The 22,814-nt window shown below is 64.1% G+C and carries 24 protein-coding genes; 11 read left to right on the top strand and 13 right to left on the bottom strand.

The features are described from left to right. Positions 1–82 precede the first annotated feature (82 nt). The 3 genes from AB1Z25_RS21910 to AB1Z25_RS21900 all read left to right on the top strand — a co-directional run bounded on the left by AB1Z25_RS21910 (position 83) and on the right by AB1Z25_RS21900 (position 2,433). Positions 83–655 (top strand): RBBP9/YdeN family alpha/beta hydrolase, encoded by a 573-nt coding sequence (locus AB1Z25_RS21910; protein ID WP_107801277.1) that lies wholly within the window; start codon positions 83–85, stop codon positions 653–655. 171 nt (positions 656–826) lie between these two features. Further along, positions 827–1,777: a substrate-binding domain-containing protein gene (locus AB1Z25_RS21905; RefSeq protein WP_107801276.1), complete on the top strand. Its 951-nt coding sequence runs from the start codon at positions 827–829 to the stop codon at positions 1,775–1,777. A 113-nt stretch (positions 1,778–1,890) separates the two neighbouring features. After that, positions 1,891–2,433, top strand: coding sequence for a DUF2059 domain-containing protein (locus AB1Z25_RS21900; RefSeq protein WP_107801275.1), 543 nt, complete (start codon positions 1,891–1,893; stop codon positions 2,431–2,433). A gap of 89 nt (positions 2,434–2,522) precedes the next feature. On the opposite strand, the gene AB1Z25_RS21895 is transcribed toward AB1Z25_RS21900, so the two are convergent. Next, the gene (locus tag AB1Z25_RS21895) at positions 2,523–2,747 is read right to left on the bottom strand and encodes a hypothetical protein (protein WP_486636163.1); all 225 of its coding nucleotides are present in this window, start codon (positions 2,745–2,747) and stop codon (positions 2,523–2,525) included. A gap of 127 nt (positions 2,748–2,874) precedes the next feature. Between AB1Z25_RS21895 and AB1Z25_RS21890 the strand changes: the two genes are divergently transcribed. From AB1Z25_RS21890 to AB1Z25_RS21880, 3 genes are all read left to right on the top strand, one after another. Next, on the top strand, positions 2,875–3,663 hold the full coding sequence (locus AB1Z25_RS21890) for a substrate-binding periplasmic protein (RefSeq protein WP_227105821.1): 789 nt from the start codon (positions 2,875–2,877) through the stop codon (positions 3,661–3,663). An 88-nt stretch (positions 3,664–3,751) separates the two neighbouring features. Further along, positions 3,752–4,618, top strand: coding sequence for an NYN domain-containing protein (locus AB1Z25_RS21885; protein WP_486636162.1), 867 nt, complete (start codon positions 3,752–3,754; stop codon positions 4,616–4,618). A 239-nt stretch (positions 4,619–4,857) separates the two neighbouring features. After that, the gene (locus AB1Z25_RS21880; RefSeq protein ID WP_107801271.1) at positions 4,858–5,376 is read left to right on the top strand and encodes a GNAT family N-acetyltransferase; all 519 of its coding nucleotides are present in this window, start codon (positions 4,858–4,860) and stop codon (positions 5,374–5,376) included. 105 nt (positions 5,377–5,481) lie between these two features. Here the strand turns inward: AB1Z25_RS21880 and pyrI are convergent, their stop codons facing one another. The 4 genes from pyrI to AB1Z25_RS21860 all read right to left on the bottom strand — a co-directional run bounded on the left by pyrI (position 5,482) and on the right by AB1Z25_RS21860 (position 9,908). Continuing rightward, positions 5,482–5,940 (bottom strand): aspartate carbamoyltransferase regulatory subunit, encoded by a 459-nt coding sequence (pyrI, locus tag AB1Z25_RS21875; RefSeq protein WP_107801270.1) that lies wholly within the window; start codon positions 5,938–5,940, stop codon positions 5,482–5,484. Positions 5,941–5,960: 20 nt separating this feature from the next. After that, positions 5,961–6,881, bottom strand: a complete 921-nt coding sequence (gene pyrB, locus AB1Z25_RS21870) for an aspartate carbamoyltransferase (RefSeq protein ID WP_107801269.1) — start codon at positions 6,879–6,881, stop codon at positions 5,961–5,963. Between the two features lie 308 nt (positions 6,882–7,189). Then, a complete protein-coding gene (locus AB1Z25_RS21865; protein WP_486636161.1) occupies positions 7,190–7,804 on the bottom strand; it encodes a LysE family transporter in 615 nt (204 codons plus the stop codon). A 28-nt stretch (positions 7,805–7,832) separates the two neighbouring features. Next, positions 7,833–9,908 (bottom strand): methyl-accepting chemotaxis protein, encoded by a 2,076-nt coding sequence (locus AB1Z25_RS21860; protein WP_486636160.1) that lies wholly within the window; start codon positions 9,906–9,908, stop codon positions 7,833–7,835. Between the two features lie 493 nt (positions 9,909–10,401). Here AB1Z25_RS21860 and AB1Z25_RS21855 point away from each other — a divergent pair, with 493 nt between their 5' ends. After that, positions 10,402–11,616, top strand: a complete 1,215-nt coding sequence (locus AB1Z25_RS21855) for an HD-GYP domain-containing protein (protein ID WP_107801266.1) — start codon at positions 10,402–10,404, stop codon at positions 11,614–11,616. Between the two features lie 28 nt (positions 11,617–11,644). Here the strand turns inward: AB1Z25_RS21855 and AB1Z25_RS21850 are convergent, their stop codons facing one another. Next, a complete protein-coding gene (locus AB1Z25_RS21850; RefSeq protein ID WP_227105810.1) occupies positions 11,645–12,370 on the bottom strand; it encodes a 16S rRNA (uracil(1498)-N(3))-methyltransferase in 726 nt (241 codons plus the stop codon). A 90-nt stretch (positions 12,371–12,460) separates the two neighbouring features. Between AB1Z25_RS21850 and AB1Z25_RS21845 the strand changes: the two genes are divergently transcribed. Beyond that, on the top strand, positions 12,461–13,252 hold the full coding sequence (locus AB1Z25_RS21845) for an inositol monophosphatase family protein (RefSeq protein ID WP_486636159.1): 792 nt from the start codon (positions 12,461–12,463) through the stop codon (positions 13,250–13,252). Between the two features lie 6 nt (positions 13,253–13,258). Here the strand turns inward: AB1Z25_RS21845 and AB1Z25_RS21840 are convergent, their stop codons facing one another. The 5 genes from AB1Z25_RS21840 to AB1Z25_RS21820 all read right to left on the bottom strand — a co-directional run bounded on the left by AB1Z25_RS21840 (position 13,259) and on the right by AB1Z25_RS21820 (position 18,095). Continuing rightward, positions 13,259–13,606, bottom strand: coding sequence for a DMT family protein (locus tag AB1Z25_RS21840; RefSeq protein ID WP_107801265.1), 348 nt, complete (start codon positions 13,604–13,606; stop codon positions 13,259–13,261). Between the two features lie 9 nt (positions 13,607–13,615). Beyond that, positions 13,616–13,807: a Lar family restriction alleviation protein gene (locus tag AB1Z25_RS21835; RefSeq protein ID WP_227105808.1), complete on the bottom strand. Its 192-nt coding sequence runs from the start codon at positions 13,805–13,807 to the stop codon at positions 13,616–13,618. A 72-nt stretch (positions 13,808–13,879) separates the two neighbouring features. After that, positions 13,880–15,214, bottom strand: a complete 1,335-nt coding sequence (locus AB1Z25_RS21830; protein WP_227105806.1) for an SGNH/GDSL hydrolase family protein — start codon at positions 15,212–15,214, stop codon at positions 13,880–13,882. A 261-nt stretch (positions 15,215–15,475) separates the two neighbouring features. Continuing rightward, a complete protein-coding gene (locus AB1Z25_RS21825) occupies positions 15,476–16,489 on the bottom strand; it encodes a class I SAM-dependent rRNA methyltransferase (protein WP_107801262.1) in 1,014 nt (337 codons plus the stop codon). A gap of 247 nt (positions 16,490–16,736) precedes the next feature. Then, positions 16,737–18,095 carry an SGNH/GDSL hydrolase family protein gene (locus AB1Z25_RS21820; protein ID WP_235085661.1) on the bottom strand — a complete coding sequence of 453 codons (1,359 nt, stop codon included), beginning with the start codon at positions 18,093–18,095 and terminating at the stop codon, positions 16,737–16,739. 283 nt (positions 18,096–18,378) lie between these two features. Between AB1Z25_RS21820 and AB1Z25_RS21815 the strand changes: the two genes are divergently transcribed. Together AB1Z25_RS21815 and AB1Z25_RS21810 are read left to right on the top strand one after the other, a co-directional pair. After that, entirely contained in the window at positions 18,379–19,254 is an 876-nt protein-coding gene (locus AB1Z25_RS21815; protein ID WP_486636158.1) for an HD domain-containing phosphohydrolase, read from the top strand. A gap of 322 nt (positions 19,255–19,576) precedes the next feature. Beyond that, a complete protein-coding gene (locus AB1Z25_RS21810) occupies positions 19,577–20,512 on the top strand; it encodes an alpha/beta hydrolase (protein WP_486636157.1) in 936 nt (311 codons plus the stop codon). 146 nt (positions 20,513–20,658) lie between these two features. Here the strand turns inward: AB1Z25_RS21810 and AB1Z25_RS21805 are convergent, their stop codons facing one another. Together AB1Z25_RS21805 and AB1Z25_RS21800 are read right to left on the bottom strand one after the other, a co-directional pair. Further along, on the bottom strand, positions 20,659–21,243 hold the full coding sequence (locus AB1Z25_RS21805; protein ID WP_107801259.1) for an SIS domain-containing protein: 585 nt from the start codon (positions 21,241–21,243) through the stop codon (positions 20,659–20,661). Between the two features lie 61 nt (positions 21,244–21,304). Next, on the bottom strand, positions 21,305–22,024 hold the full coding sequence (locus AB1Z25_RS21800; RefSeq protein ID WP_158274387.1) for a S24 family peptidase: 720 nt from the start codon (positions 22,022–22,024) through the stop codon (positions 21,305–21,307). Between the two features lie 330 nt (positions 22,025–22,354). On the opposite strand from AB1Z25_RS21800, the gene AB1Z25_RS21795 reads away from it, so the two are divergent. Next, a complete protein-coding gene (locus AB1Z25_RS21795) occupies positions 22,355–22,768 on the top strand; it encodes a Mor transcription activator family protein (RefSeq protein WP_486636156.1) in 414 nt (137 codons plus the stop codon). Positions 22,769–22,814: the final 46 nt, after the last annotated feature.

Genomic DNA, 22,814 nt, shown 5'->3' with positions numbered 1-22,814 from the left:
GAATAAGTTTCTCGTTCAATATCATTTCCAAGAATATCAAAGTCATTCTACAGTGCGAGTTCCCCCTTTGAGGAGCTGAGCGATGGAACCTTCGCTGGCGGATTTCGACTTGATCATTCAGCCCGGCTGGCGCAATTCCGGCCCGCGGCACTGGCAAAGCCATTGGCAACGCCGCTTGAACGCCGCGCGGGTGGAGGTGGGCGATTGGGACGCGCCGCAGCTGGACGACTGGCTGCGGGGTTTGGATCAGGCGCTGGATCGGACGCGCAAGCCGGTCATCGTCATCGCCCACAGCCTGGGTTGCGTGGCGGTGGCGCATTACGCCCAGCGCCATCCGCGGCGGATCGCCGGCGCCTTGCTGGTGGCGCCGGCGGACGTGGAGCGGCCCTTCGTGCCGCGCGAGCTGATGGGCTTTGCGCCGACGCCGCGCCAAGCCCTGCCGTTTCCCGCCAGAATGGTGGCGAGCAGCAACGATCCCTTCTGCAAGACCCCGCGCGCGGCGCGGCTGGCCGGTTACTGGCGCGCGCCCATCGCCTGGCTGCGCCAGGCCGGCCACATCAATGTGGAGTCCGGCCACGGGCAGTGGGAGGAGGGCTGGCTGCAGCTGGATTTGCTGGCGCAAAGGGTGAGGGCCAGCTTGAACCAGGCGGCTTGAGAAGCGGTTGACTGTCTGCCGCCTTGCGGCGGGCGATAGCGGGCTCGCCTATCCGCGGCTTCGGCCGCAAGGCCTTGCCTCGCCCTGGCTCGGCGGCGCCGAGTCCGGTTTCGTAGCGGGGTCGGCGTGATCTAAACTGGGGTGACACGCATCTAACCATCCTGGGTGGCCATGAGATCGAGCCGATTCCTTGCCTGTTGCTGGCTGTCCCTGGCCGGAGCCGTTTACGCCGCGCCCTTGAGCCGCATCGGCATCTCCGTGGGAGCGCTGGACAACCCTTTCTACCAGATCGTCGCGCGCGGCGCGCTGAACGAGGCGCGCGCGGTCAATCCCAATGCGCAAGTCACCACTCTGTCCGCCAATTTCAGCCTGGAGCGTCAGGAGGAACAAGTGCGGCAGCTGCTGCGCCAGCAGGTGGAGCTGATCCTGCTGGTGGCCGCGGACAGCAAGGCGGTGGCGCCGCTGGTGCGGCTGGCGCATCAGGCCGGGGTGCGGGTGGTGGCGGTGGACGTGGACGCGCCCGGCGCCGACGGCACGGTCAAATCGGACAATGTCCAGGCCGGCGCGCTGGCTTGCCGTTATCTGGCGGAGCGGATGCGCGGCCGCGGCGCGCTGGTGATTCAGAGCGGTCCGCCGGTGTCTTCGGTCTGGGACCGGGTGGCCGGCTGTCGCCGCAGTCTGGCCGCTTTCCCCAAGATCCGGCTGCTCAGCCATCAGGAGAGCGGTTTGGCGTCCAGCTGGGGCGGCAAGCGGCTGATGGAGCGGCATCTGCGGCGCTACCCGGAGATCAACGGCGTGTTCGCCAGCAACGACCGCCAGGCGCTGGGGGCGGAGCAGGCGGTGAGAGAGGCGGGGCGCAAGGAGGTGATGATAGCCGGCGTGGACGGTTCGCCGGACATCGAGAAGGCGCTGCGCGGAGATAGCCAGATCGTGGCGTCCTCCAGCCAGGCCCCGTACGCCATCGGCGTGGAGGCGGTGAAGCTGGGCCGTCAATTGCTGGACAATCCCAAAGCCAAGCCACGCACGGTGATGGTGCCGGTGCAGCTGATCACCCGCGCCAATATCGGCGCCTATCAGGGTTGGCAGAGTCAGCTGCCGCCGGCGCCCGCGGCGGCGCGCTAGGAGACGGCTCCCGGTCTTTTTTGACCTGCGGCGGCGGCGGTGTCACACTGCCGGTGTTTCCGCGTCGGCCTGGCCGACGCCAGCTGTTTCCAACTCAAGCCAAAGGATTCCACATGTTCGCATCACGCCCGCTCAAAGCCGGCCTGGCCGCCCTGGCGCTGACTTTGCCGCTGCTGGCGCACGCCGACGCCGCCCAGGATGCCGCCGTCAAAGAGTTGTCCGCCACGCTGAACCTGAACAATATGCTGCCGGAGCTGGCGCAGCGCACCACCGCCAGCGCCATGCCGCTGCTGCAGGAATACTTCGTCAAGAACAAGATCAAGCTGAGCGAAGCCCAGCAGAAAAAAGCGCAGGAAGGCTTCAAGACCTACGGCGAGAACGTGCACAAGCTGGCCAGCGATTACTTCGGTTCCAGCGCGGCCAAGCAGCAGTTCGAACAGACCGTGGCCAAGGCCTACAGCGCTCAGTTCAGCGCCGACGAACTCAAGCAGATCAACGTGTTCTACAAGACCGCCGCCGGTCAGAAGCTGCTGAAGCAGCAGCCGCAGATCATCAACACCATCGCCGGCGATACGCTGAAGGCCGCCGAGCCGGTGCTGCTGCCCAAGATGCGCGCCGCCGCGGAAAGCTTCGGCAAGAGCGTCGCCAAGAAATAAGCGAAGACGCGTAGCGCGATCCAAGCCGCCCAAGGGCGGCTTTTTGCTTGTCCGCGCGCCAGCTTGGTGCCGCGGCGCACCATTCCGATTCAGTTCAGCATCAGGCTGAGCCGGCGCGCGGTGTCCACCGCGGCCTCCGCTTGGCTGGATTCTTCCTGCCATACCCAGACATTGTGGGTCGGGTCCAGCGCCTCGACCAGCCACAGGCGGCCGCCGCTGCCCAGCGCCACCTGGCGCGCGCGCACCGGCCGGCGATAATTGAACATCACCACCTCGCTGGTGGCGGCGGGCGTTTGGCGCGAAAACAGTTTCATGGCGGGCCTCGCGGCGGGAGTGGACGATGCCTGCGACGCTGCAAGACTCGTGCCAACGCCTGGACGGCGCAGCGGCTATAACGTGTTTATCGACACGGATTATGTCATTCAAATGATCAGATCGGGCTTGTTGTTATGGTTGCTGGCCGGACTGGCGGCGGGCGCCGCCGCCGCGCCGCCGCGCCAGGTGGTGGTCTTGGTCGACAACGGCTATCCGCCGTATTCCTACGAGAAGGACGGCCGGGCGGAGGGCGTTTACAACGAGGTGCTGCGCGCGGCTTCGCAGCGTTTGAGCGACTATCGCATCGATCTGCGGCCGGTGCCGTGGAAGCGCGGCCTGTCCGAGCTGGAAGCCGGCCGCGCGCCGGCGCTGTCGCCGCCGTATTACCGGCCGGAGCGCGACTACATGGGATATTCGGCGCCGTTCTGGCAGGAGCAGCTGGCGGTGTATTGCCGGGCGGAGATCATGCGCGCGCCGCGTCCGCACTGGCCGGCGGACTTTGTGGGCTTGCGCTTCGGCAACAACGCCGGTTTCCGTCCCGGCGGCAAGGCGTTCTGGCTGGCGGTGCAGCGTGGCGACATCCAGCTGGACGAGGCGCCGGACACCCAGGGCAATCTGCTGAAGCTGATCAATGGCCGCACCGACTGTTATTTGAACGACAAGCTGTCCATTCTCTACGTGCTGGAGCGCTTGCAGCGGCGCGGCGCAATCAGCCCGGAGCAGCGCGGCGAACTGGTGGCGGCGGCCAGCCTGAACGGCGAGCAGGCCTATGTCGGTTTCACCAAGCACGGCCAGCAGCGTTTTCCCTATCTGGACGATTTCATCCGGCAGCTGAACGCCGTCTTGGAGCAGATGAAGCGCGAGGGGCGGATTGCCGCCATTGTGGAGCAGACGTTGCGCGCCGCGCCGCCGTAGCCGCGGTTCACCGCCGCGTCCGGCCGCTGGTTTTGACAGCCGCGACGGCCGGTTTTAGCATGGCTCGGTTGCCTAAGGGAAAGCAAGCATGGAAAACCGCAAACTGGCGGTATTGATCGACGCGGACAATGCGCAGTCGGCGCTGATCGCCGAGTTGCTGGCCGAGGTGGCCAAATACGGCACCGCCGTGGTCAAGCGCGCCTACGGCGACTGGACCACCAGCCAGCTGAAGGGCTGGAAGGAAGTGCTGCACCAGTACGCGATTTCGCCGATCCAGCAGTTCGCCTACACCAAGGGCAAGAATTCCACCGACTCCGCGCTGATCATAGACGCGATGGACCTGCTCTACACCGGCAATTTCGACGGCTTCTGCCTGGTGTCCTCCGACAGCGATTTCACCCGGCTGGCCACCCGGCTGCGCGAATCCGGGCTGATGGTGATCGGCCTGGGCGAACAGTCCAAGACGCCGCGGCCCTTCATCGCCGCCTGCGACAAATTCGTGTTCACCGAGATTCTGCGGCCGGAGCCGGTGGCGGCCAAGAGCGCGGCCGACAAACCCAAGACGCGCAGCGCGCGCAGCCGCGCCAAACCGCAGCCGGAGAAGGAGCGCCATCCGCTGCAGGACATGTTCACCAATGCGATCGAGGCGGTGTCGCGCGACAGCGGCTGGGCCGAGCTGTCGGTGGTGGGCACTTATCTGGCCAAGAACGACCCCTCGTTCGACCCGCGGGTTTACGGTCATTCCCGGCTGTCGCAGATGGTGAAAAAGCTGGACTTCCTGACGGTGCAGGAAAGCCGCAACGGCTCCAAACTGCATTGCGAGATCCGGCTCAAACAGGACGGGGAATCCGTGCTCGCGGCGCCCGTGATAACGCCGCCCGCGGCGGAGCCGACGCCGGAGACGCCGGTGCGCAAGAAGCGCAGCCCGCGCAAAAAGCCGGCTGCTGCCGGCTGAACCGGCTGCTGGTACACTGTTTGCATTCCTAAAGAACGTGTTTACGACCTCGCGAGCTAAGGCGAGACAAGGCGAAAACAGCTGAGAAAGCGGAATGTACAGGTGGTATATGAGCATTTCGAAGTTGGTTTCAACGCGGTATCGCTGACGCGTAGCAGATCGTAAATAGGTTCTAAGGATCCGCGTCGGCGTCCGTGCCCGCGATCCAAACAACAAGCCACATCAGCAAGGGACAGAACATGATTATCCGCGACGCCACGCTGGAAGACCTGGCGGCGATACTCGATATCTACAACGAGGTCATCGCCACCACCACCGCCATCTACAACGACGATCCGCTGTCCGCCGGCGAGTTCGCCGTCTGGTTCCAGGACCGCACCGCCGCCGGTTATCCGGTGCTGTTGGCCGAGGAAAACGGCAAGATCCTGGGCTTTTCCAGCTTTGGCGATTTCCGCGTCAAGCCGGGCTACCGCTTCACCGTGGAACACAGCGTGCACCTGTCCGCCGACGCGCGCGGCAAGGGCATAGGCACCGCCTTGGTGCAAGCGCTGTTCCCGCGCGCCAAGGCGCTGGGCAAACACACCATGGTGGGCGCGGTGGACGCCGCCAACGCGGGCTCTATCCGCTTCCATGAAAAATTGGGTTTCCAGCAGGTGGGCATGCTGCCGCAGGTGGGGTTCAAGTTCGGCCGCTGGCTGGACCTGGTGTTCTTGCAGCGCTTCATCGACGGCGCCAGCGAGGGCCCGGCGGCGTCCTGAGCCTGAAATGAGAAGCGCCGCAGATGACTGCGGCGCTTGCTCGTGCTTTTTACCACTGTCGAACGCAGTGTTTTCTTGATATTTCTCTATTCACCCTTGTACGACTTAGCGCACCTCTGCAACGATATCCCTACTGAACACCTTTTCGCAATACTTGCATTTCATTTTTGTGTCGCGCGCCTGGGGTTTGACGTAGAAAAAGCTGGTCACCGGCTCATTGTGCGAGACGCAATTGGAGTTGGGGCAGGAGAAGATGCCTTCGATGGTGTCCGGCAGCGCCAGCTTGTGTTTCTTCACCACTTCGAAATTGTCGATCACGTTGACAGTGGCCTGCGGCGCGAACAGCGCCAGCTCGTTGGCCTGCTCCTCCGATAGCGCGATGTTCTCCACCTTGATGATGTCCTTGGCGCCCATGTGGCGGCTGGACAGGTTCAGGCCCACGGTGACGCGCTCGCCGGTTTCGCTGAGCTTGAACAGGCGCAGGATGATCAGGCCCTGGCCGGCCGGGATGTGGTCGATGACGGTGCCTTGTTTCAGCGCTTCTACGGTGCGGGTGTATTGCATGATGGTTTCCTTTTCCTGAATCAGACGGTCTCGTTCAACACCAGCGACAGCAGCGCCTGGCGCGCGTAGACCCCGTTCTTGGCCTGTTCGAAGTAATAAGCGTGCGGCGTGGCGTCCACGCTGGTTTCGATCTCGTCGACGCGCGGCAGCGGGTGCAGAATCTTCATATTGGTGCGGGCGCTGTGCAGCATGTCGGCGCGCAGCACGAACTTGCCCTGGATTTTCTTGAACTCGGCCTCGTCGAAGCGCTCGCGCTGCACCCGGGTCATGTACAGCACGTCCACTTGCGGGATCACGTCGTCCAGGCTGCCGACCACGGTGTACTGAATGCCTTTTTCGTCCAGCTCTTCGCAGATGTAGTCCGGCATCGCCAACTGCTCCGGCGACACGAAGTAGAAGCGCGCGCCGAACAGCGACAGCGCCTGGGTCAACGAATGCACGGTGCGGCCGTATTTGAGGTCGCCGACGAAGGCGACGGTGAGGTTTTCCAGCGTGCCCTGGGTTTCGCGGATGGTGAACAGGTCCAGCAGGGTCTGGGTCGGGTGCTGGTTGGAGCCGTCGCCGCCGTTGATGATGGGCACGTCGGAGAATTCGCTGGCCAGCCGCGCCGCACCTTCCTTGGGATGGCGCATCACCACCGCGTCGGTGTAGGACGCGATGATCTTGATCGAATCCGCCAGGGTTTCGCCCTTCTTGGCGCTGGTGTTGCCGCCGTCGGCGAAGCCGATGACGCTGCCGCCCAGCCGTTGCACCGCGGTCTCGAAGGACAGCCGGGTGCGGGTGGACGGTTCGAAGAAACAGCTGCCCACCAGCTTGTCCTTCAGCAGGTCGTTGCGCGGCTGTTGTTTCAGGCGGGCTGCCGTGGCCACCACCAGCTCCAGTTCCTCGCGGCTGAAGTCCGGTATGGAAATGATGTGTTTGCGGTAGAGGGGGTTGGCCATGGTCGCGTCCTTTCAATATTGGCTTTATGAGTCGCGGGTAAAAAAAAAGCCCCTGGCATCAGGAGCTTGTTTTATTACTGCGTCGGGGTCCGGGAACGGCAAGGCCTCGCGCCAACGCCAGATCGCCGCCGTGGCGGGCGGTGCGTCGTGCGGGAAGCGTCGTTGCGTGGTTCATTGCCTGTGGTCCGAACAAAATTGCGGGATTGTAATCCCAATTCCGGATCGGCGGTAAGACCCGTGTCGCATTTATCGAAATTGATGGCAGAAAAGGGACACTTCCGCGCGCGCAGCAGACTATGAACAGATACTCAGCGCAGCGCGTATTTGATCCCCAGGCCCAGAAAGCAGACGCCCAGCAAGCGCTTGAGCAGCAGGCGGCCGCCGGGGGCGAACGCGCGGCGGCGCAGATGGCCGGCCAGCCACACCAGCAGCGCCAGGTAGAGCATATTGATCAGGCAGAACACCGCGGCCAGCTGTGCGAAGCCGGCCGGGCCGGCGCGGCCGGCGTCCAGGAATTGCGGGAAGAAGGCCATGAAGAACAGGATGGCCTTGGGGTTGGCCAGGGTGATCAACAGCGAGCGGCGGAAGCAGGCGCCGGGGCTGCGTTGATCCGTGGCGGTCACGGCCGAGGCACCGCCGTCGCGGCGGAACAGCAGCTTGGCGCCCAACCAGGCCAGGTACAGCGCGCCGGCGTAGCGCAGCAGTTCGAACCAGCCGGGGTGGGCGGCCAGCAGCGCCGCCACGCCGCCGCCGGCCAGCGCGATCAGGATCAGATCGCCGGCCAGCAAACCGGCCTGGGCCGCGTAACCCGCGCGCAGCCCGCCGCCGCTCAGCGCGCCGAGGATGGACAGGGTGCCGGCTCCCGGCGTCACCACCAGCAGCAGCGAGGCGGCGACAAACGGCCACCAGTCGATTGCCGTCATCAGGGTTGTCCTTTCGCGGTCCGGCGGTTCAAGTGCGGAAATCGCCCACCAGCGCCTCCAGCCGCGCCGACAATTCGCGCAGATGGCCGACCGAGGCGGCCACCTGGCGCACCACGTCGCTATTGCTCTGCGCCATGCTGCTGATGCGCTCCACGTTCTGGGCGATCTCCAGGCTGGCGGCGGATTGCTCGCGGGTGGAGGAGGCGATGTCGACGATGCTGCCCACCAGGCCGTGGCTGCGGTCCAGCACGGTCTGCATCGCCTGATTGGCGTCTTCGGCGATGGCCACGCTATTACCCACCAGCTGGCTGCTCTTTTGCACATCGCTGACCGCGTCGCGGGTTTCCTGGCCGATGGCGTTGACGATGCGGCTGATCTCCACCGTGGCCTCGGCGGTGCGGCCGGCCAGATTGCGTACCTCGTCCGCCACCACGGCGAAGCCGCGGCCCATTTCCCCGGCGCGCGCCGCTTCGATCGCCGCGTTCAGCGCCAAGAGATTGGTCTGGTCCGCGATGTCCTTGATCACGTTGACGATGGTGCTGACCTCGGCCGAACGCGCGCCCAGGCCGTTCACCCGTTCCGCCAGCGCGTGCATATTGTCGGTCATGCGGCGGATTTCGGCGGTGACCTGGTTGACGGTGGCGACGCTCTGCTCGGTCAGGCTGCCGGTTTCCCGCGCGGTGCTCTCCGCCAGTTGGGCGGTGTTGGCGATGTGCTGCACGCTGACGGTGACTTCCTCCACGCCGGCGGCGGTGGCGCTGGCGGCGTCCGATTGCGAGGCGGAGGCGCTTTCCACTTGGCGCGCGGACTCCTGCAGGGACACCGCCGCCGCGGTGACCGCCAGGCTTTGTTCGCGCACTTCCACGAACATGTCGCGCAGGCTGGCGATGAAGCGGTTGAAGGCGTCGGCGGTGCGGCCGATTTCGTCGCGGTTGCGGATCGGGATGCGTATGGTCAGATCACCCTTGCCGGACGCCAGCTGTTCCATGGTGGCGGCCAGATGGTTCAGCGGCCGGGTCAGCGCGCGCACCACGCCGGCCAGCACCAGCAGGATCAGCGCCAGCGCCACCGCGCCGATCAGCACCGCGGTCAGGCTTTGCCTGCGCGCGTCGGCGGTGATGGCGGCGGTGGGAATGCTGACGCCCAGCGTCCAGAACTGGCCGGTATTGGCCACTTTGACCGGGTGGAAGAAGTGGGTGAAGCCGCCGGCCTCGTAGACGAAGTCCTCGCCTTGCTTGATCTTGGCCAGATAGGGCGTCAGCGGGCTGTCCTTGGGCGCGGGTTTGCCCAGCAGGCCGGCTTCCGGGTTCACCACGTAGAGGCCGCCTTCGGACAGCATGCTGACGTAGCCGGTTTCATACAGCCGGATCTGGCCGAATTTTTTTTGCAGATCGTCCAGCGCGATGTCGGTGGCGGACACGCCCAGCATCTTGCCGGCGGCGTCCTTGATCACCACGGCCAGCGAGCTTTCCAGGATCTTGCGGTTCTGCACCTCGTAGGGGTAGGGCTCGGTGATGGTGTCGCGGCCGCGTTGCTTGGGCACGTAGTAGAAATCGCCCCAGCCCGGTTTTTCGTAGTCCGGCTGATAGCTTTCCGGATGCTCCTTGAACTTGGGGAATTCCTTGACCCGGTCCGCCGACATCATCACGTCCATCTGCGCCTTGCCCTTGTCGTTCTTGGTGACATAGGGCTGGTAGCGGCCGGTGGGGTCGTGGCGCGGCCAGTCCATGCGGAAGCCGTTGTCGTTGCCGTCGAAGGCGTTGGGCTCCCACAGCATCCACAGGCCCACGGATTGCGGCGCGTTGTCCAGCATCTGCTGGATGGTGTTGTCGGTGTGCTTGCGGTCCGGGTGCGCGACGCGCTGTATGCCCTGCACCGCGTCGGCCAGATGGCGCGGCAGGGTGAAGTTGCGGGCGAAGTCGCTTTCCGCGTCCTTGGCGTAGCTGCTGGCCTGTTCCGAGGCCAGCTTGTAGCCCTGGTCCACCGCCGAGCGATAGCTCTGCCAGGCGATCAGGCCGATCATGACGGCGAAGCCGACGGCGATGGCGGCGGCGGCCACCAGAATGATGCGGGTGCTCAGGTGGCCCCATTTCTGCTGTTCCATTCTTCTTTCCCCAATACCTTGCGAAGCTTGTTCTATGGCGGTCTGCCGCGGCCGCGCGCGAGCGGAGGCGAAGCCCGGCGTCTTGCCCTTATTTATAGACATTAAAGCCAGAGCCACGCACCGGTCCATGCCGACGCGCTAAAAGCGGGCCGCGGAGCGGCCGAACGTGGGGAGCGCGCCACAGCGGACGCGGCGGCAATATTTACAGCCGCGTGACAAGCGGCGGCGCGCTGCGTTATCTAGCAGGCTTTGCGCGAGTTTGACGGTGAATTCGCACGTCATGCGAAGCCGCTTGCCTGACCGACGGGCTAATGGAATACCTTGCAAATGCCGATAGTGGAGTTGATGCTGAAAGAAGGCGCGCCCGGGCGGCAAGGGGCGGGCCGGTCCATTTTCGCCGGCGACGTCGGCCGGCGGGGTCTGGGTGACAGGATGGCGGAGACGCATGCGCGCGGCCGGCGGCACAGGCGCGCGGCGGGATAAAGAGCACAGAATGATCAAGTGCATAGAAGTGGCCGATCTCAAGGTGGGCATGTACATCCACGATCTGAACTGCGATTGGATGTCGCACCCCTTTTTGCTTAAGCGTTTTTTGATCAAGCACGAGGAAGAGATCCACAAGATTGCCGACTCCGGCATTCACGAGGTGTACATCGACACGCGCAAGGGCTTGGATCTGCCTTCCGCGCCGACCGCCACCGAGGTGAAGAAGCTGCTGGAGGAGCAGATCCGCGAGTTCGGCAGCAGCGAAACCATTTTGGAGCGGCAGGTGGAGGCCGGCGCCGAGTTCGGCCGCGCCCAGCTGATCCACAGCGAAGCCAACCAGATCATCCAGGGCATTCTCAAGGACGTGCGCCTGGGCAAGCAGGTGGAGCTGGAAATGGTGGAGCCCTCGGTGAGCAAGATGACCTCGTCCATCCTGCGCAACGGCGGCGCGCTGCTGTCGCTGTGCCGGATCAAGGACAAGGACAATTACACCTTCCAGCATTCGGTCAGCGTCGGCGCCTTGATGGTCAGCTTCTGCAACGCGATGGGGATGAGCAAGGAGGTGATTCATCACGCCGGCATCGGCGGCATGCTGCACGATATCGGCAAGATGAAGATTCCGGACCGCATCCTCAACAAGCCGGGCAAATTGACCGAGCAGGAGTTCTCGGTGATGAAGTGCCATGTGGTGGAGAGCAAGCAGATCCTGCTGCAAACCACCGGCATTTCCGAAACCGCGGTGCTGGTGGCGGCCCAGCACCATGAGCGCCACGACGGCAGCGGCTATCCGGCCGGGCTCAAGGGCGAGGAGATTTCACAACTGGGGCAGATGGCGGCCATCGTCGACGTCTACGACGCGCTGACCTCGGACCGCTGCTATCACAAGGGCATGGCGCCCACCGACGCCTTGCGCAAGATCTACGAGTGGTCGAAGTTCCACTTCAATCCGCAGCTGGTGCAGGCCTTTATGCGCAGCATAGGCATTTATCCTATCGGCACCCTGGTGCGGCTGGAGAGCGGCCGGCTGGGCGTGGTGGTGGAGCAGAACGAGAGCAATCTGATCTCGCCCAAGGTGAAGGTGTTTTTCAGCACCAAGAGCAATGTCTACATCCCCCCGGAGCTGGTGGACCTGTCGCGCGGCATGGGTTTCGGCGGCGGCGACCGCATCGTCAAACATGAGTCGCCGGACAAGTGGAAGATAGATCCGCTGCGTTTCCTATAGCGGGGCAGAGCGCCCCGCGCCGCTCGGGCTAGCGGTAATCCCCCCACACGGTCTGTATCGCCGCCACCGCGGCCAGCGCCGCGGTTTCGGTGCGCAGGATGCGCGGACCCAGTTTCAGCGGCGTCCAGCCGGCGCTTAGCGCCGCGGCTTCTTCGCGCGCGGAGTAACCGCCTTCCGGGCCGGCCATCAGCCAGGCGCGCGCCGGCGCGGCGGCGATGTCGGCCAGGCGCCGGGTGCCGGCCGGAGACAGAATCAGCCGCGCGTCGGCGTCCGGAGCCTGTTTCAGCCATTGCTCCAGCGACAGGATGGGCAATACTTGAGGAATGGCGTTGCGGCCGCTTTGTTCGCAGGCGGAAATCACGATCTCCTGCCAACGGGCCACGCGCTTGTCGGCGCGCTCGCCGGACAACTTGACGATGGAGCGCTCCGCGGCGATGGGCTGGAACGCGGATATACCCATTTCCACGCCTTTTTGCAGGGTGAACTCCATTTTGTCGCCGCCGGAAATGGCTTGGGCCAGGCCCAGCCAGATCGGCGTTTCACGTGAAACGTCGTCGAAGCCTTCGATGAGGCAATGCGCATCGCGCTTCATCACCGCGTCCAGCGTGGCGGCGTACTCGCCGCCGCGGCCGTTGAACAAGGTGACGGCGTCGCCGGCGCCTAGCCGCAACACCTGGACATGGCGCACCACGGTGTCCGGCAGGGCCAGCGTTTGGCCGACGCTGAGGTCGGCGTCAATGTAAAACCTGGGCATGACGTATTGAAAGTCGCTGTTGATACCGGTATTTTGCTTTGTTTGCTGCGATTGCAGCAAATAGATTGCAGCGGCCTTGGGGGAAAACGAATGCAGGTGCTGGAACAGGTGATGCAGGTGCTCAGGGAAGTGGCGCGCGACGAGGTGATGCCGCGCTTTTTGCGAGTGGGCAAAAGCCGCAAGGACGACGGCACGCTGTTCACCGAGGCCGATATGGCTTGCCAGCAGGCTTTGCAGGCCGCCTTGCCCCGCATCCTGCCGCACCCGGTGTTGGGCGAGGAGATGGAATTGGCCGAGCAGGACCGGCTGTGGGCGGAAAATCAGGACGGTTTGTGGGTGGTGGACCCGATAGACGGCACCACCAACTTCGTCAACGGCCTGCCGTATTTCGCCATCTCAGTCGGCCTGATGGTGGGCGGCAAGAGCCGGCTGGGCGTGATCTACAACCCCGTGTACCAGGAAATGTTCTACGCCAGCCGCGGCGAGGGCGCTTATCTGAACGGTCAGCGCCTGCCGCTGAAAACCGTGGTCAACACCATGTGCGACGCCATCGCCAGCGTGGAGGTCAAATACCTGCGCTCCGGCAAGCTGGCCGCGCGCATCGGCAGCACCTGCCCCTGCGGCAGCCTGCGCAATCTGGGTTCCAGCACGCTGGATTGGTGTTATCTGGCGGCCGGCCGCTACGATCTTTATCTTCATGGCGGCCAGCGGCTGTGGGATTACGCCGCCGGCGCGGTGATCCTGGAGGAGGCCGGCGGCCAGATCGCCAGCCTCAACAGCGACGATTACTGGAGCGATGTGATCTGGAAGCGTTCCGCCATCGCCGCGCTCAATCCGGAGTTGTTCTCCCAATGGCATCGCTGGGTGCGCGCCAACCAGTAGCCGGCTTCAGCCGCGGAACATGAAGTAGACCGCGCCCACCAGACACAGCCCGGCCCAGACATAGTCCCAGCGGAAGGGCTGGTTCATGTAGAACACCGCGAACGGTATGAATACCGACAGCGATATCACTTCCTGAATGATCTTCAGCTGCGACAGCGTCATCGCGCCGTAGCCGACGCGGTTGGCCGGCACCTGCAGCAAATACTCGAACAAGGCGATGCCCCAGCTGGCCAGCGCGGCCAGCCACCAGGGCTTGGAAGACATGTCCTTCAGGTGGGCGTACCAGGCGAAGGTCATGAACACATTGGACAACACCAGCAGCAGCGGCGTCAGCAGATAGGGCGAGAGATTCATGGTGCGCGCTCAGCGGCCGGCGTTCCAGTTGGCGACGGCTTCTTTCTTGTTGTCGGCCTGGGCGCCGATGGCGCTGCAATTGCCGTTGTCCGGATAGCGGCTGCATTGCACCCAGAAGCGGCGGGAGCCGGCCTTGACCAGCAAGGCGGGCGCGCCGCATTTGGGGCAGGGTCTGAGGACGGTTTGCGGTGTCTGGCTCATGGCGGAAAGTCCGGCTGAAACCGGCATCTTACCCCAAGCCGCCGCGTGATGGCGGCGGCTTGGGGTCAGCGCTTAGCGGCGCGCCTTCAGCGCCGCAGCGGCGGAGACCGCCGGATCCGCGGCCTTGACGAAGTTGGCGACATAGCCGCCCAGCAACTTATGCGTGTGGGTGGTGGGGTGCAGCACGTCCCAGAACACGAAGGCGTCCGGATTGCCGCATTCCGCGCGCGGCTTCTGCTCCCAGATATAGGGCAGGCTGGCGTTGCCGGCAATGTCCAGGCAGGACTGGGTGGCGTTGCTGACCTGGTACTTGGCCGGATGGTCGAGCAGGTCGTCGAACAAGGTGTTGCTGTCGAACAGATTCAGCTTCAGCGTGTTGCCGTACTTCTGCTGCAATTGCGTGATTAGCAGCGCCAGCTTGGCGTTGTAGTCGCGCACTTGCGGCGCCAGCGCGGCGGCCTTGCCGCTGGCCTGGGCCGCCGGGGTGCGGGCCAGGTTGGGCAGGTTAAGCACCACGATGTGACGCGCGCCGGCGGTGATGATGCGTTCCAGCGCCTTGCCCTGATCGCTTATCACCTGGTCCACGGTGCGACCGTAGTTGAGCAAGTCGTTGCCGCCTATCAGCATGGTGAACAGGGTGTTTTCCGGCCGGTAATTGGCGGCTTTCTGCATGTATTGCGACCATGATTCCACCTGCTGCAGCAAGCCCGGCACCACCAGGTGCTGATCGCCGGCGGAGCCGCCTATCGCCCAGTTGTAGATCGGCAGCTTCAGCTGTTCGGCCAGATATTCCACCCAGACCCGGTCGTTGCTGAAGCGGCCGATGAACCAGCTCTTGGCGTTGGGCAGCCGCCATTGCGAGGCGCCGTACATGTTCTGAGTGTCGGACAGGCTGTCGCCGAACACGATCAGCTTGTTGACGCCGGCCGGCTGGCTGGCGCTGTCCTGGCTCCAGATAGTGTGGTTGTAGGACATCTGGTTGTTGGCGGCGGCGTACAGCGCCACCGGGCGGCTGAGGCCCTTGGCCGCGAGCGTCTTCTGGCAGACGGCGGCCAGGGTGTCCTGGGCCACGTCGCTGTAGAACATATTCTTCAGCGCGACGATGCTGCCGGACCACCAGTAGCCGTTGACGCGGTAGTAATCGCCGCTGCTGGGGTCCAGCGCCCAGTGGTAATTGGTTTGCGGCTTGCCGGGGCTCATGTCCAGCCGGTAATAGCAGCGCAGATAGGTGTAGGTGGCGGCTCCCATCGCCACGGCCGGTTTGGCCGCCGCGGCCTTGACCTGGGCTTCGCTGAGCGGGCCGCCCGGGGACAGATAGTCCAGTTGCGGGTCCAGCTGGGCGTGAACCTGGCTGGCGGCGAACAGGCCGGCCGCGGCCAGCAGGCCGCGTAGCAGTTGAGGTTTCATAGAGACTTTCCCGATACGTGATTTGAGTCAAGCTGTCTGTTGTATGCCGTCTAGCGCGGCTGTAGCGGCGTGATGCCGTACCGGGATCTTTAAGTATTTACAGGTGAAAATAAACGGTAATTTTAAATCATCAGTAAAAATGCCATATGGTTCAAACGGTGTGGTTTTTCATGCAAAAACGCCCGCGCAAGGCGGGCGTTTAGCCAGATTGGATCTGGTCGCGGCAACTGGGGCGTAGCCTCAAGCCGTCAAGAGCACAGATCAGACGCTGAGCGCGACAATCTTCAAGGGATGTTTGCCGTCCGGGCTGGGGAAGTCCGCGTCCGGGCTTATCCATTCCGCCGCGCGCACTTCGCGGCCGGCCTTGGCCGCGCTGCGCTGGAGCGCTTCCAGCCAGGCGTCGCCGTCCACTTGCGCGACGTTGTTGCAGCAGATCAGCGTGCCGCCGGGCGCGGTGGCCAGCAGTGCCGGCTTGAACAGCGCCTGGTAGTCGTTGATCAGGTCCACCACGCCGAAGGGGCTCTTGGAGTAGCGCGGCGGGTCCAGGAACACCAGGTCGAACTGGCGCGCTTCCAGTTTGGGGAAGGGGGGCATTTTCTTGCCGCGCACGCGTTCCGGCTGGCCGATGCCGGACAGCTGGCGGAGGGCGGCGAACACATCGCTCTGTACGCAGCGCGGGCGGGTGGCCAGCAGATTGAGCTTGGCGTTGGCGCGGCCGATGCTGAGGCTGGATTCGGCGAAGTCGACGTTCATCACGAAGCTGGCGCCGGCCTTGGCCGCGGCCACGCCGACGCCGCAAGTGTAGGCGAACAGATTGAGCACGCTCTTGCCGGCCGCCAGCTGCATCACATGGCGGCGCGCGGCGCGCAGGTCCAGAAACAGCCACGGGTCCTGGCCCTTGTGGCGCGCGCGGTAGTGGTAGTTGACGCCCAGCTCGCGAATGGTGTGATCGGCTTCGGCCTCGGCCTGCTGTTCCAGGCTCAGCGCGTTGCCGATGCGCGAATTGCCGGCGCTGCGGTCGTTGTACATCAGCGGCAGGCCGGGGTGGCTGGCCTGGTAATGGGCGCGGATCTCCGCCAGCTCGTCGTCGCTCAGCGGCTGGTGAAAGCTTTGCGCCAGCAGCTGCTCGCCGTAGCGGTCCACGGTCAGGCCGGGCATGCCTTCCACGCTGCCGTGAAACAGGCGGTAACAATTGGTGTCTTCGGCTTGCAGCCGGGCGATCAGTTCTGCGCGCGCGGCTTCGGCGCTGTGCAGCAATGGGGTCAGGGAGGACATCGGGGGCCTTCGCTTGCGGTTCCGGGCCGGCTCGCTGCGCGGAGGCGGGCGCGCCGGAAAATCCTTCATTGTATGCTTTGCCGCAGCCGCGCTCAAATGCGCGTCGGGAAAACCCTTTGCAAAACAATAGGCCAGGGGCGGGCCAAGCGCATCCGCGAGTCGCCCAAAGGCCCGGCAAAGCCGGGCCTCGTCCTCTCCGCGCGGGCTCAGGCCGCCTGCGGCGGCCTGTTGGAGAACGCGCGGCGGCTCAGCGGCGGGCCAGGGCGGCGGAGCCGTTCAGGAAGGCGTACACCTCGTCCGCCAGCACTTTATGCGTGCGGGTGGTGGGGTGCAGGGTGTCCCAGAACACGAAGCTGTCCGGATTGACGCAGTTGGCGCGCGGGCTCTGCGAACTCAGATAGTTGGTGCTGGAGTCCGCGTTGATGTTGAGGCAGGACTGGGTGGTGTTGTTGAACTGGTAGGCGGAGGGGTTGTTCAGCACCTTGTTGAACAGCGCGTAGCTGTCGAACACGCGCAAATTCAGGCCGCTGCCGTACTTGAGGCGCAGCTGGTCGGCCAGGGCGTTCAGACGCTGGTTGTAGTCGCGCACCTGGACGGCCACCTGGGCCGCGCCGGATTTGAACTGGAACACCGGCGCCCGCGACACGTCGGGCAGATTGAGCACCAGGATGTTGCGCGCGCCGGCGTCGATCAGGCTGGTCAGCGCCTGGCTCTGGCCGCCTATCACCTTGTCCACCGAGTTGTTGTAGTTCACGAAATCGTTGCCGCCGATCAGCATGGTGAACAAGGTGGTGGCCGGATCGTAGTCGCGGGCCTGTTTCATGTAATCCTTCCACGACTGCACCTGCTGCTGCACGCCGGGAATCACCAGTTTTTGCGTGTCCACGCCGGCGCCGCCTATCGCCCAGTTGTACACTGGCAGCTGCAGGCGGCCGGCCAGGTATTCCACCCACACCTGGCCATTGCTGAAGTGGCCTAGGAACCAGCTGTTGCGGTTGGGCAGCGTCCACATCGAGGCGTTGTAGACGTTCTGGTTGTCGGACAGGCTGTCGCCGAAGGCGACGATCTTGTTGACGGCGGCGCCCTGGCCGGCCTTGCCGTTGGTCCACACGGTGTAGTTGAAGGACAGCTGGTTGTCGGCGGCGAACACCATCGCCGGGTTCTGCTGAATGCCTTTTTTCTGCAAGGTGTTGCGGCAGACCGATTGCAGCGTGCTCTGCGCCACGTCGGTGTAATACATGTTTTTCCAGTCCAGCGCGCTGCTGGACCACCAGTAGCCGTTCAAGCGGTAGTAATCGCCGCTGCTGGGGTCCAGCCCCCACACGTAGTCGGTGGTGGGCTTGGCGGCGTCGCTGCCGGTGCGGTAATAGCAGCGCAAATAGGTGTAGGTGGCCGGGCCGGGCACCGACATCAGCTCGATATTGGCGTCGCCGCGCGCGGCGCGGCTCATCGGCGCCGGCGGAGCCGTCTTCAGCAGCTGTTCGCGGCTGAGCGGGCCGGACGAGGACAGCACATGGCTGTAGCGCGGATCGGGTTGAATCGGTTCGGCGGCGGCGGCATGGGCCAAGGGGCCCAGGGCAAGGCCCAGCAATAGCAGCGATTTCATTGTTGTCTCCTCGTGTGGAACGCCGTCAGGCGACGGCGAAAACGCATGGACCTGCGCCGCGGGCGGCGCGCAATCCGCGTGCCGCCTAGGCTAGCCAAGAAAAATGAAAATTTCATGCAAATGGAATGATTGCTCTATTTCCGGGCGTTTGACTGTCGTATTGCTGCCAGCGCAGCAAAGCCGCATTGATATGCCATATTGAAATCATTCGGCCTGAGTCGCCGCCGGAGCGCTTGCAGATATCGCTCTCGCGGCCGGGCCTCATCGGCATGCGGGGATAGAGATGCGACAAGCGCGGGAGCTGCTGAAAACGCTGTATACGATGGCGATGATGGTGGAGGCGCGCGACGCTTACACCGGCGGGCATTTATGGCGGGTGTCGCGGCTGTGCTACGCCTTGGCCGATCATCTGGGCCTGCCGCAGTCCGAGGTGGAACGCATCGCGCTGGGCGGCTTCCTGCACGATCTGGGCAAGGTGGGCGTGCCGGACGCGGTGCTGAATAAGCCGGACAAGCTCAGCGACGCCGAATACGAGGTGATCAAGACCCATCCGCAGGTGGGCGCGGATTTGTTGAGCGATCATCCCTTGGCGGAACTGGCGCTGGACGCGGTGCTGCGCCATCACGAAACGCCGGACGGCCGCGGCTATCCGCAGGGGCTGAGGGACAAGGAGATACCGCTGGCGGCGCGCATCGTCGGCATCGCCGACGCCTTCGACGCGATGACCAGCACCCGGCCGTACCGGCGGGGCATGCCCAAGGAGCGCGCCTTGGCCATCATCCGGGAGAACCTGGGCAGCCAGTTCGACCGCGAACTGGGTGAGCGCTTCATCCAGCTGGGCGAGGCCGGCCGTTTCGATCACATCATCGGCCACAGCGAACCGGGCATTCCCTTGCAAAGCTGCCAGGGCTGCGGCCCCATCATCGCCGTGCCGCGCGGCACGGCCGACGGCGAGGAAATTTTCTGTCCCAGCTGCGCCGGCGGCTATAGGCTGACGCGGCGCGGGCCGAACCTGGAGCTGGCGCCGTCCGGCCATTCCAATCCGGCGCAGGCGCGGCAACCGCGCGCCGACCCGGGGCTGATAGACGATTTGCTCTTGGGCGCCGAGCAGTTGTTGCAAACACGCAAACCCAGCCTGCTGGAACGGCTGTTTGGCTGAGCGCCTAAAGAGCCTGTTCAAAATCTCGCGAGCAAGGGCGAGACCAGGCGAAAACAGCCGAGGAAGCGGAATGTGCTCGTGCTGCATGAGCATTTCGAAGGTGTGCACACCGTGTACGCTCCACGACGCGCAGCAGGCTTTGAACAAGTTCTAAGGGGGCGGGCATGCCAGGCGCGCGCGGCGGGCTTGCGCTGTAATACCAATGGTATAAGCTGGCTAAATCCGTAGACGGAATAGTCTGCCAGCGCGTTTCGCGTCCGGCTTCCCCTCTTCCCGCTTGCGCCCGCGCGCCGTCCTTCACGCTGGGCCGATAGGAGCTCGCATGCATCAGCTCGATCCCGCTCTGGCCGTCTGGCTGGAGGAATACAACCGCGAACTGGCCGAACTGGTGGCCAAAGGCTATAAGGCGACGTCGATCGGCGCGCGCGAAGCGCTGGCCAATCTGACCCGGCAGATGGTGACGCCGGGGCCGGACATCGCCTGGGTCAACGACGATCTGGTGCCGGGCCGCGACTTCACCGTGCCGGTGCGCATCTACCACCCGGACCCGAAGCGCGCGCTGCCGGTGCTGGCGTTTTTCCACGGCGGCGGACACATGGTGGGCAGCGTCAGCGTTTACGACCCGATCTGCCGGCGCCTGGCCGCCGCCAGCCAGCACGTGGTGGTGGCCGCCGACTACCGGCTGGCGCCGGAAAGCCCGTATCCGGCGGGCCTGCAGGACGCCGCTGTCGTGGCCAAGGGCTTGTGGCAGGCGCTGGACGCGCGCCAGCTGCCCTATGTGCGTCAGCTGTCGCTGGCCGGAGATTCCGCCGGCGGCGCGTTGACCTCCAGTCTCAGCGGCCTGGGCCAGTACGACGCCTCCTTGCGGATCAAGCGTCAGGTGCTGATCTATCCCAGCGTCGACTACACTTTGAGCCAGCCCTCGGTGGACGAGAACGGCGAGGGCTATTTGCTGACCAAGGCGCGGGTGGCCTGGTATTTCGACAATTACTTCCAGCATACCGAAAACCGGCTGCAGGCTTCGCCGCTGCATGGCGGCTTCAGCCGCAAACTGCCGCCGACCCTGCTGGTGTCGGCCGGTTTCGATCCGCTGCGCGACGAGGCGTTTCTTTACGCGGACAAGCTGCGCGCGGCGGAGGTGGAGGCGGAGCACATGCACCTGGACGGCATGGTGCACGCCTTTCTCAATCTGGAGGCCATCGTGCCCGAGGCATGCCGCGCGGTGTATCAGCGCATCGGCGCCTTCCTCAACCGCTAGCGCCGCGCCGCCGTAAAGCAAAACCGCCGCCGGGTTGACCGGGCGGCGGTTTTTTACGCGGCGCCGTCATGCCGTTGTACTGACAGGCGTCGCATAGGGCGCGGTGCGCGTCTTCCGCACAATGGCAAGCGTGACGAAAGGGAAACTCAATAATTTTCCGGGCAGAAGTGGCGTTCCACCAATTCAATCAGGATGTGCAGCACCTTGATGTGCAGTTCCTGCACCCGGTCCGCGAACTGACCGCCGGGCGTGTTGACGTAGACGTCGGCCAGCGGCTCCAGCCGCGTGCCGGCGCGGCCGGTGAGGATGATGACCTTGACGCCCATGTCGCGGGCCACCTCCGCGGCGTTGACGATGGTCTGGCTGTTGCCGCTGGTGCTGATGCCGATCAGCACGTCGCCGGCGCGGGCGTGGCTTTCCAGATAGCGCGAAAACACGAACTCGTAGCCGTAGTCGTTGGCCACGCAAGTCATGTGGCTGGGGTCGGAAATGGCGACCGCGGCCATGCCGCGGCGGTTCTTGCGATAGCGGCCGGTCAGTTCCTCGGCGAAATGCATGGCGTCGCACATCGAACCGCCGTTGCCGCAGGAAAAGACGCGTCCGCCGGCCGTCAGGCTGGCGATCAGGGTTTGCGCCGCCGCGTCGATGCTGGCCAGCGCTTCCGGGTTGGCCAGCAGATTGGCCAAGGCGGTTTGCGCCTCGCTCAGGCTGGCTTCGATGTGTTGAATCATGGTGGTGTCTCGTTTCATGCGGTGCGGCAAAACAGCAGTTTACACCCGCGTCGGGTCCGGGTCAGCCGATCTGGCGGCCAAACCAGACCACGCGGCCGATGACCTCGAACTCGCCGGTATTGCGTTGCAGGTCCACGGTGAAGGTCTCGTACAAGGGATTGGCGCTGCGCACCTGCACCGCGCCGCCGGGCAAACGCTGCAACTGCTTGACGAAGATGTCCTCGCCCATGCGGATCACGTACAGGCCCTCGCCGGGGGAGTGCTCGGCGGTGTTGACCAGGATGGTGTCGCGATCCTCCAGCACGCCGCTCATGCTGTCGCCCTTGACGCTGATCACCGCCAAGTCCCGGGCGGAGGCGTTCAGATGGTTCTTGATCCAGTATTTGCGGAAGGCCATATAGAACATCGGCGCCTCTTCGCTGGCATTGGAACCAAAGCCGGCCGAAGCCTTCAGGTTATAGCGCGGGATGAAACAGAACTCATCATGGACGTTGTCGGGTACAAAACAGTCCGAATCGCGTTCTAGTCTAATCGAGGCGCCTACCGGCGGCGCCGCGTCGTACTGCGGGCCGCTGCCGTGCAATAGCCATTCCAGCCTGCAACCGCTGGCCTCCGCGATCTTGCTGGCGGTGGCCGCGCGCGGCACGCCGCCGTGATACCACATATTGGTGAACGAGCCTTTGTTGATTCCAATGCGAGTGGCCCAGGCGTAGGGCTTCTCCGCGCCTATCAACGACTCCAGCCGTTGCTTGAAGTCACTCTGTTCCAAGTTTTTTTCCATATAGAACTCCATTTGGCGTGCGAGGCCGGCGCCACGGCCCGGTCAAATGCCCTGTACAAAAGGACAGGTAGTGACATCGTACTAATTGATCAGTTTTATGTTTTGAACTAAAATAGCACTCATGCACCTGGGTAAAGTTCAAAACAAATATGCCCCCAGCCATCCCCCCCGTAGAAGAAGATGCTACCGAGGCCGATTTCAATAGAATTCATGGGCTTGCCAGCGTTTAGAACACGAGTTCTAAATGCGAACGGCGTACATGGCCTTGATTAATTATAACTTATTTAGAACTTATCGTCTTTGTTCCGTGCTCACAAGGAGATTTCCGCGATGACCGTAGCCAATATTGCCCCGGCCCTGCCCGAAACCATGCGCCTGGTGGCTGAGCTGATCGGGCTGCCGCGCACCTTGCAACTGGTGCAGGCGCTGGGCGGCACCACCTTGCCCATCTCCAAAAACCAAAGCAAGGCGGGCCAGCTGCGTTTCGCCGCGTTGGTGGAGGTGATAGGGGAGGAGGCCGCCGCCAGTCTGACCCATCATTTTGGCGGCGACATCCTGTACGTGCCGCGTTGCAGCCAAGCCTTGCGTCTGGCGCGCAATCAGCAGCTGTTGAGCGACTTCGATCAGCTGCTGGACCAAGGCCTGGGCGCCAACGAGGCGGTCAGCGTGCTGGCCATCCGCTTCCAACTGAGCGACCGCATGGTGTGGCGCGTGCTGAAAACGCCCAGTCAAGATCTGCATTAAGGCTGTACTCCGCTTCTCCTCTCTTCCGATTTCTCCTGTTTGTTTC

Source organism: Chromobacterium sp. HL1, from assembly GCF_057418835.1.
This window is presented reverse-complemented; position numbering and strand designations above follow the sequence as displayed.

Bases quoted from the DNA above. Each gene is read 5' to 3' on its own strand.
- AB1Z25_RS21885 (WP_486636162.1), top strand. From the start codon at position 3,752: ATGGAAAACCGCAAACTGGCGGTATTGATCGACGCGGACAATGCGCAG.
- AB1Z25_RS21800 (WP_158274387.1), bottom strand. From the start codon at position 22,024: ATGGAAAAAAACTTGGAACAGAGTGACTTCAAGCAACGGCTGGAGTCG.
- pyrB (WP_107801269.1), bottom strand. From the start codon at position 6,881: ATGGCCAACCCCCTCTACCGCAAACACATCATTTCCATACCGGACTTC.
- AB1Z25_RS21840 (WP_107801265.1), bottom strand. From the start codon at position 13,606: ATGAATCTCTCGCCCTATCTGCTGACGCCGCTGCTGCTGGTGTTGTCC.
- AB1Z25_RS21810 (WP_486636157.1), top strand. From the start codon at position 19,577: ATGCATCAGCTCGATCCCGCTCTGGCCGTCTGGCTGGAGGAATACAAC.
- AB1Z25_RS21895 (WP_486636163.1), bottom strand. From the start codon at position 2,747: ATGAAACTGTTTTCGCGCCAAACGCCCGCCGCCACCAGCGAGGTGGTG.
- AB1Z25_RS21815 (WP_486636158.1), top strand. From the start codon at position 18,379: ATGCGACAAGCGCGGGAGCTGCTGAAAACGCTGTATACGATGGCGATG.
- AB1Z25_RS21820 (WP_235085661.1), bottom strand. From the start codon at position 18,095: ATGAAATCGCTGCTATTGCTGGGCCTTGCCCTGGGCCCCTTGGCCCAT.
- AB1Z25_RS21860 (WP_486636160.1), bottom strand. From the start codon at position 9,908: ATGGAACAGCAGAAATGGGGCCACCTGAGCACCCGCATCATTCTGGTG.
- AB1Z25_RS21795 (WP_486636156.1), top strand. From the start codon at position 22,355: ATGACCGTAGCCAATATTGCCCCGGCCCTGCCCGAAACCATGCGCCTG.
- AB1Z25_RS21805 (WP_107801259.1), bottom strand. From the start codon at position 21,243: ATGATTCAACACATCGAAGCCAGCCTGAGCGAGGCGCAAACCGCCTTG.
- AB1Z25_RS21830 (WP_227105806.1), bottom strand. From the start codon at position 15,214: ATGAAACCTCAACTGCTACGCGGCCTGCTGGCCGCGGCCGGCCTGTTC.
- pyrI (WP_107801270.1), bottom strand. From the start codon at position 5,940: ATGCAATACACCCGCACCGTAGAAGCGCTGAAACAAGGCACCGTCATC.
- AB1Z25_RS21835 (WP_227105808.1), bottom strand. From the start codon at position 13,807: ATGAGCCAGACACCGCAAACCGTCCTCAGACCCTGCCCCAAATGCGGC.
- AB1Z25_RS21865 (WP_486636161.1), bottom strand. From the start codon at position 7,804: ATGACGGCAATCGACTGGTGGCCGTTTGTCGCCGCCTCGCTGCTGCTG.
- AB1Z25_RS21825 (WP_107801262.1), bottom strand. From the start codon at position 16,489: ATGTCCTCCCTGACCCCATTGCTGCACAGCGCCGAAGCCGCGCGCGCA.
- AB1Z25_RS21900 (WP_107801275.1), top strand. From the start codon at position 1,891: ATGTTCGCATCACGCCCGCTCAAAGCCGGCCTGGCCGCCCTGGCGCTG.
- AB1Z25_RS21880 (WP_107801271.1), top strand. From the start codon at position 4,858: ATGATTATCCGCGACGCCACGCTGGAAGACCTGGCGGCGATACTCGAT.
- AB1Z25_RS21850 (WP_227105810.1), bottom strand. From the start codon at position 12,370: ATGCCCAGGTTTTACATTGACGCCGACCTCAGCGTCGGCCAAACGCTG.
- AB1Z25_RS21845 (WP_486636159.1), top strand. From the start codon at position 12,461: ATGCAGGTGCTGGAACAGGTGATGCAGGTGCTCAGGGAAGTGGCGCGC.
- AB1Z25_RS21905 (WP_107801276.1), top strand. From the start codon at position 827: ATGAGATCGAGCCGATTCCTTGCCTGTTGCTGGCTGTCCCTGGCCGGA.
- AB1Z25_RS21910 (WP_107801277.1), top strand. From the start codon at position 83: ATGGAACCTTCGCTGGCGGATTTCGACTTGATCATTCAGCCCGGCTGG.
- AB1Z25_RS21855 (WP_107801266.1), top strand. From the start codon at position 10,402: ATGATCAAGTGCATAGAAGTGGCCGATCTCAAGGTGGGCATGTACATC.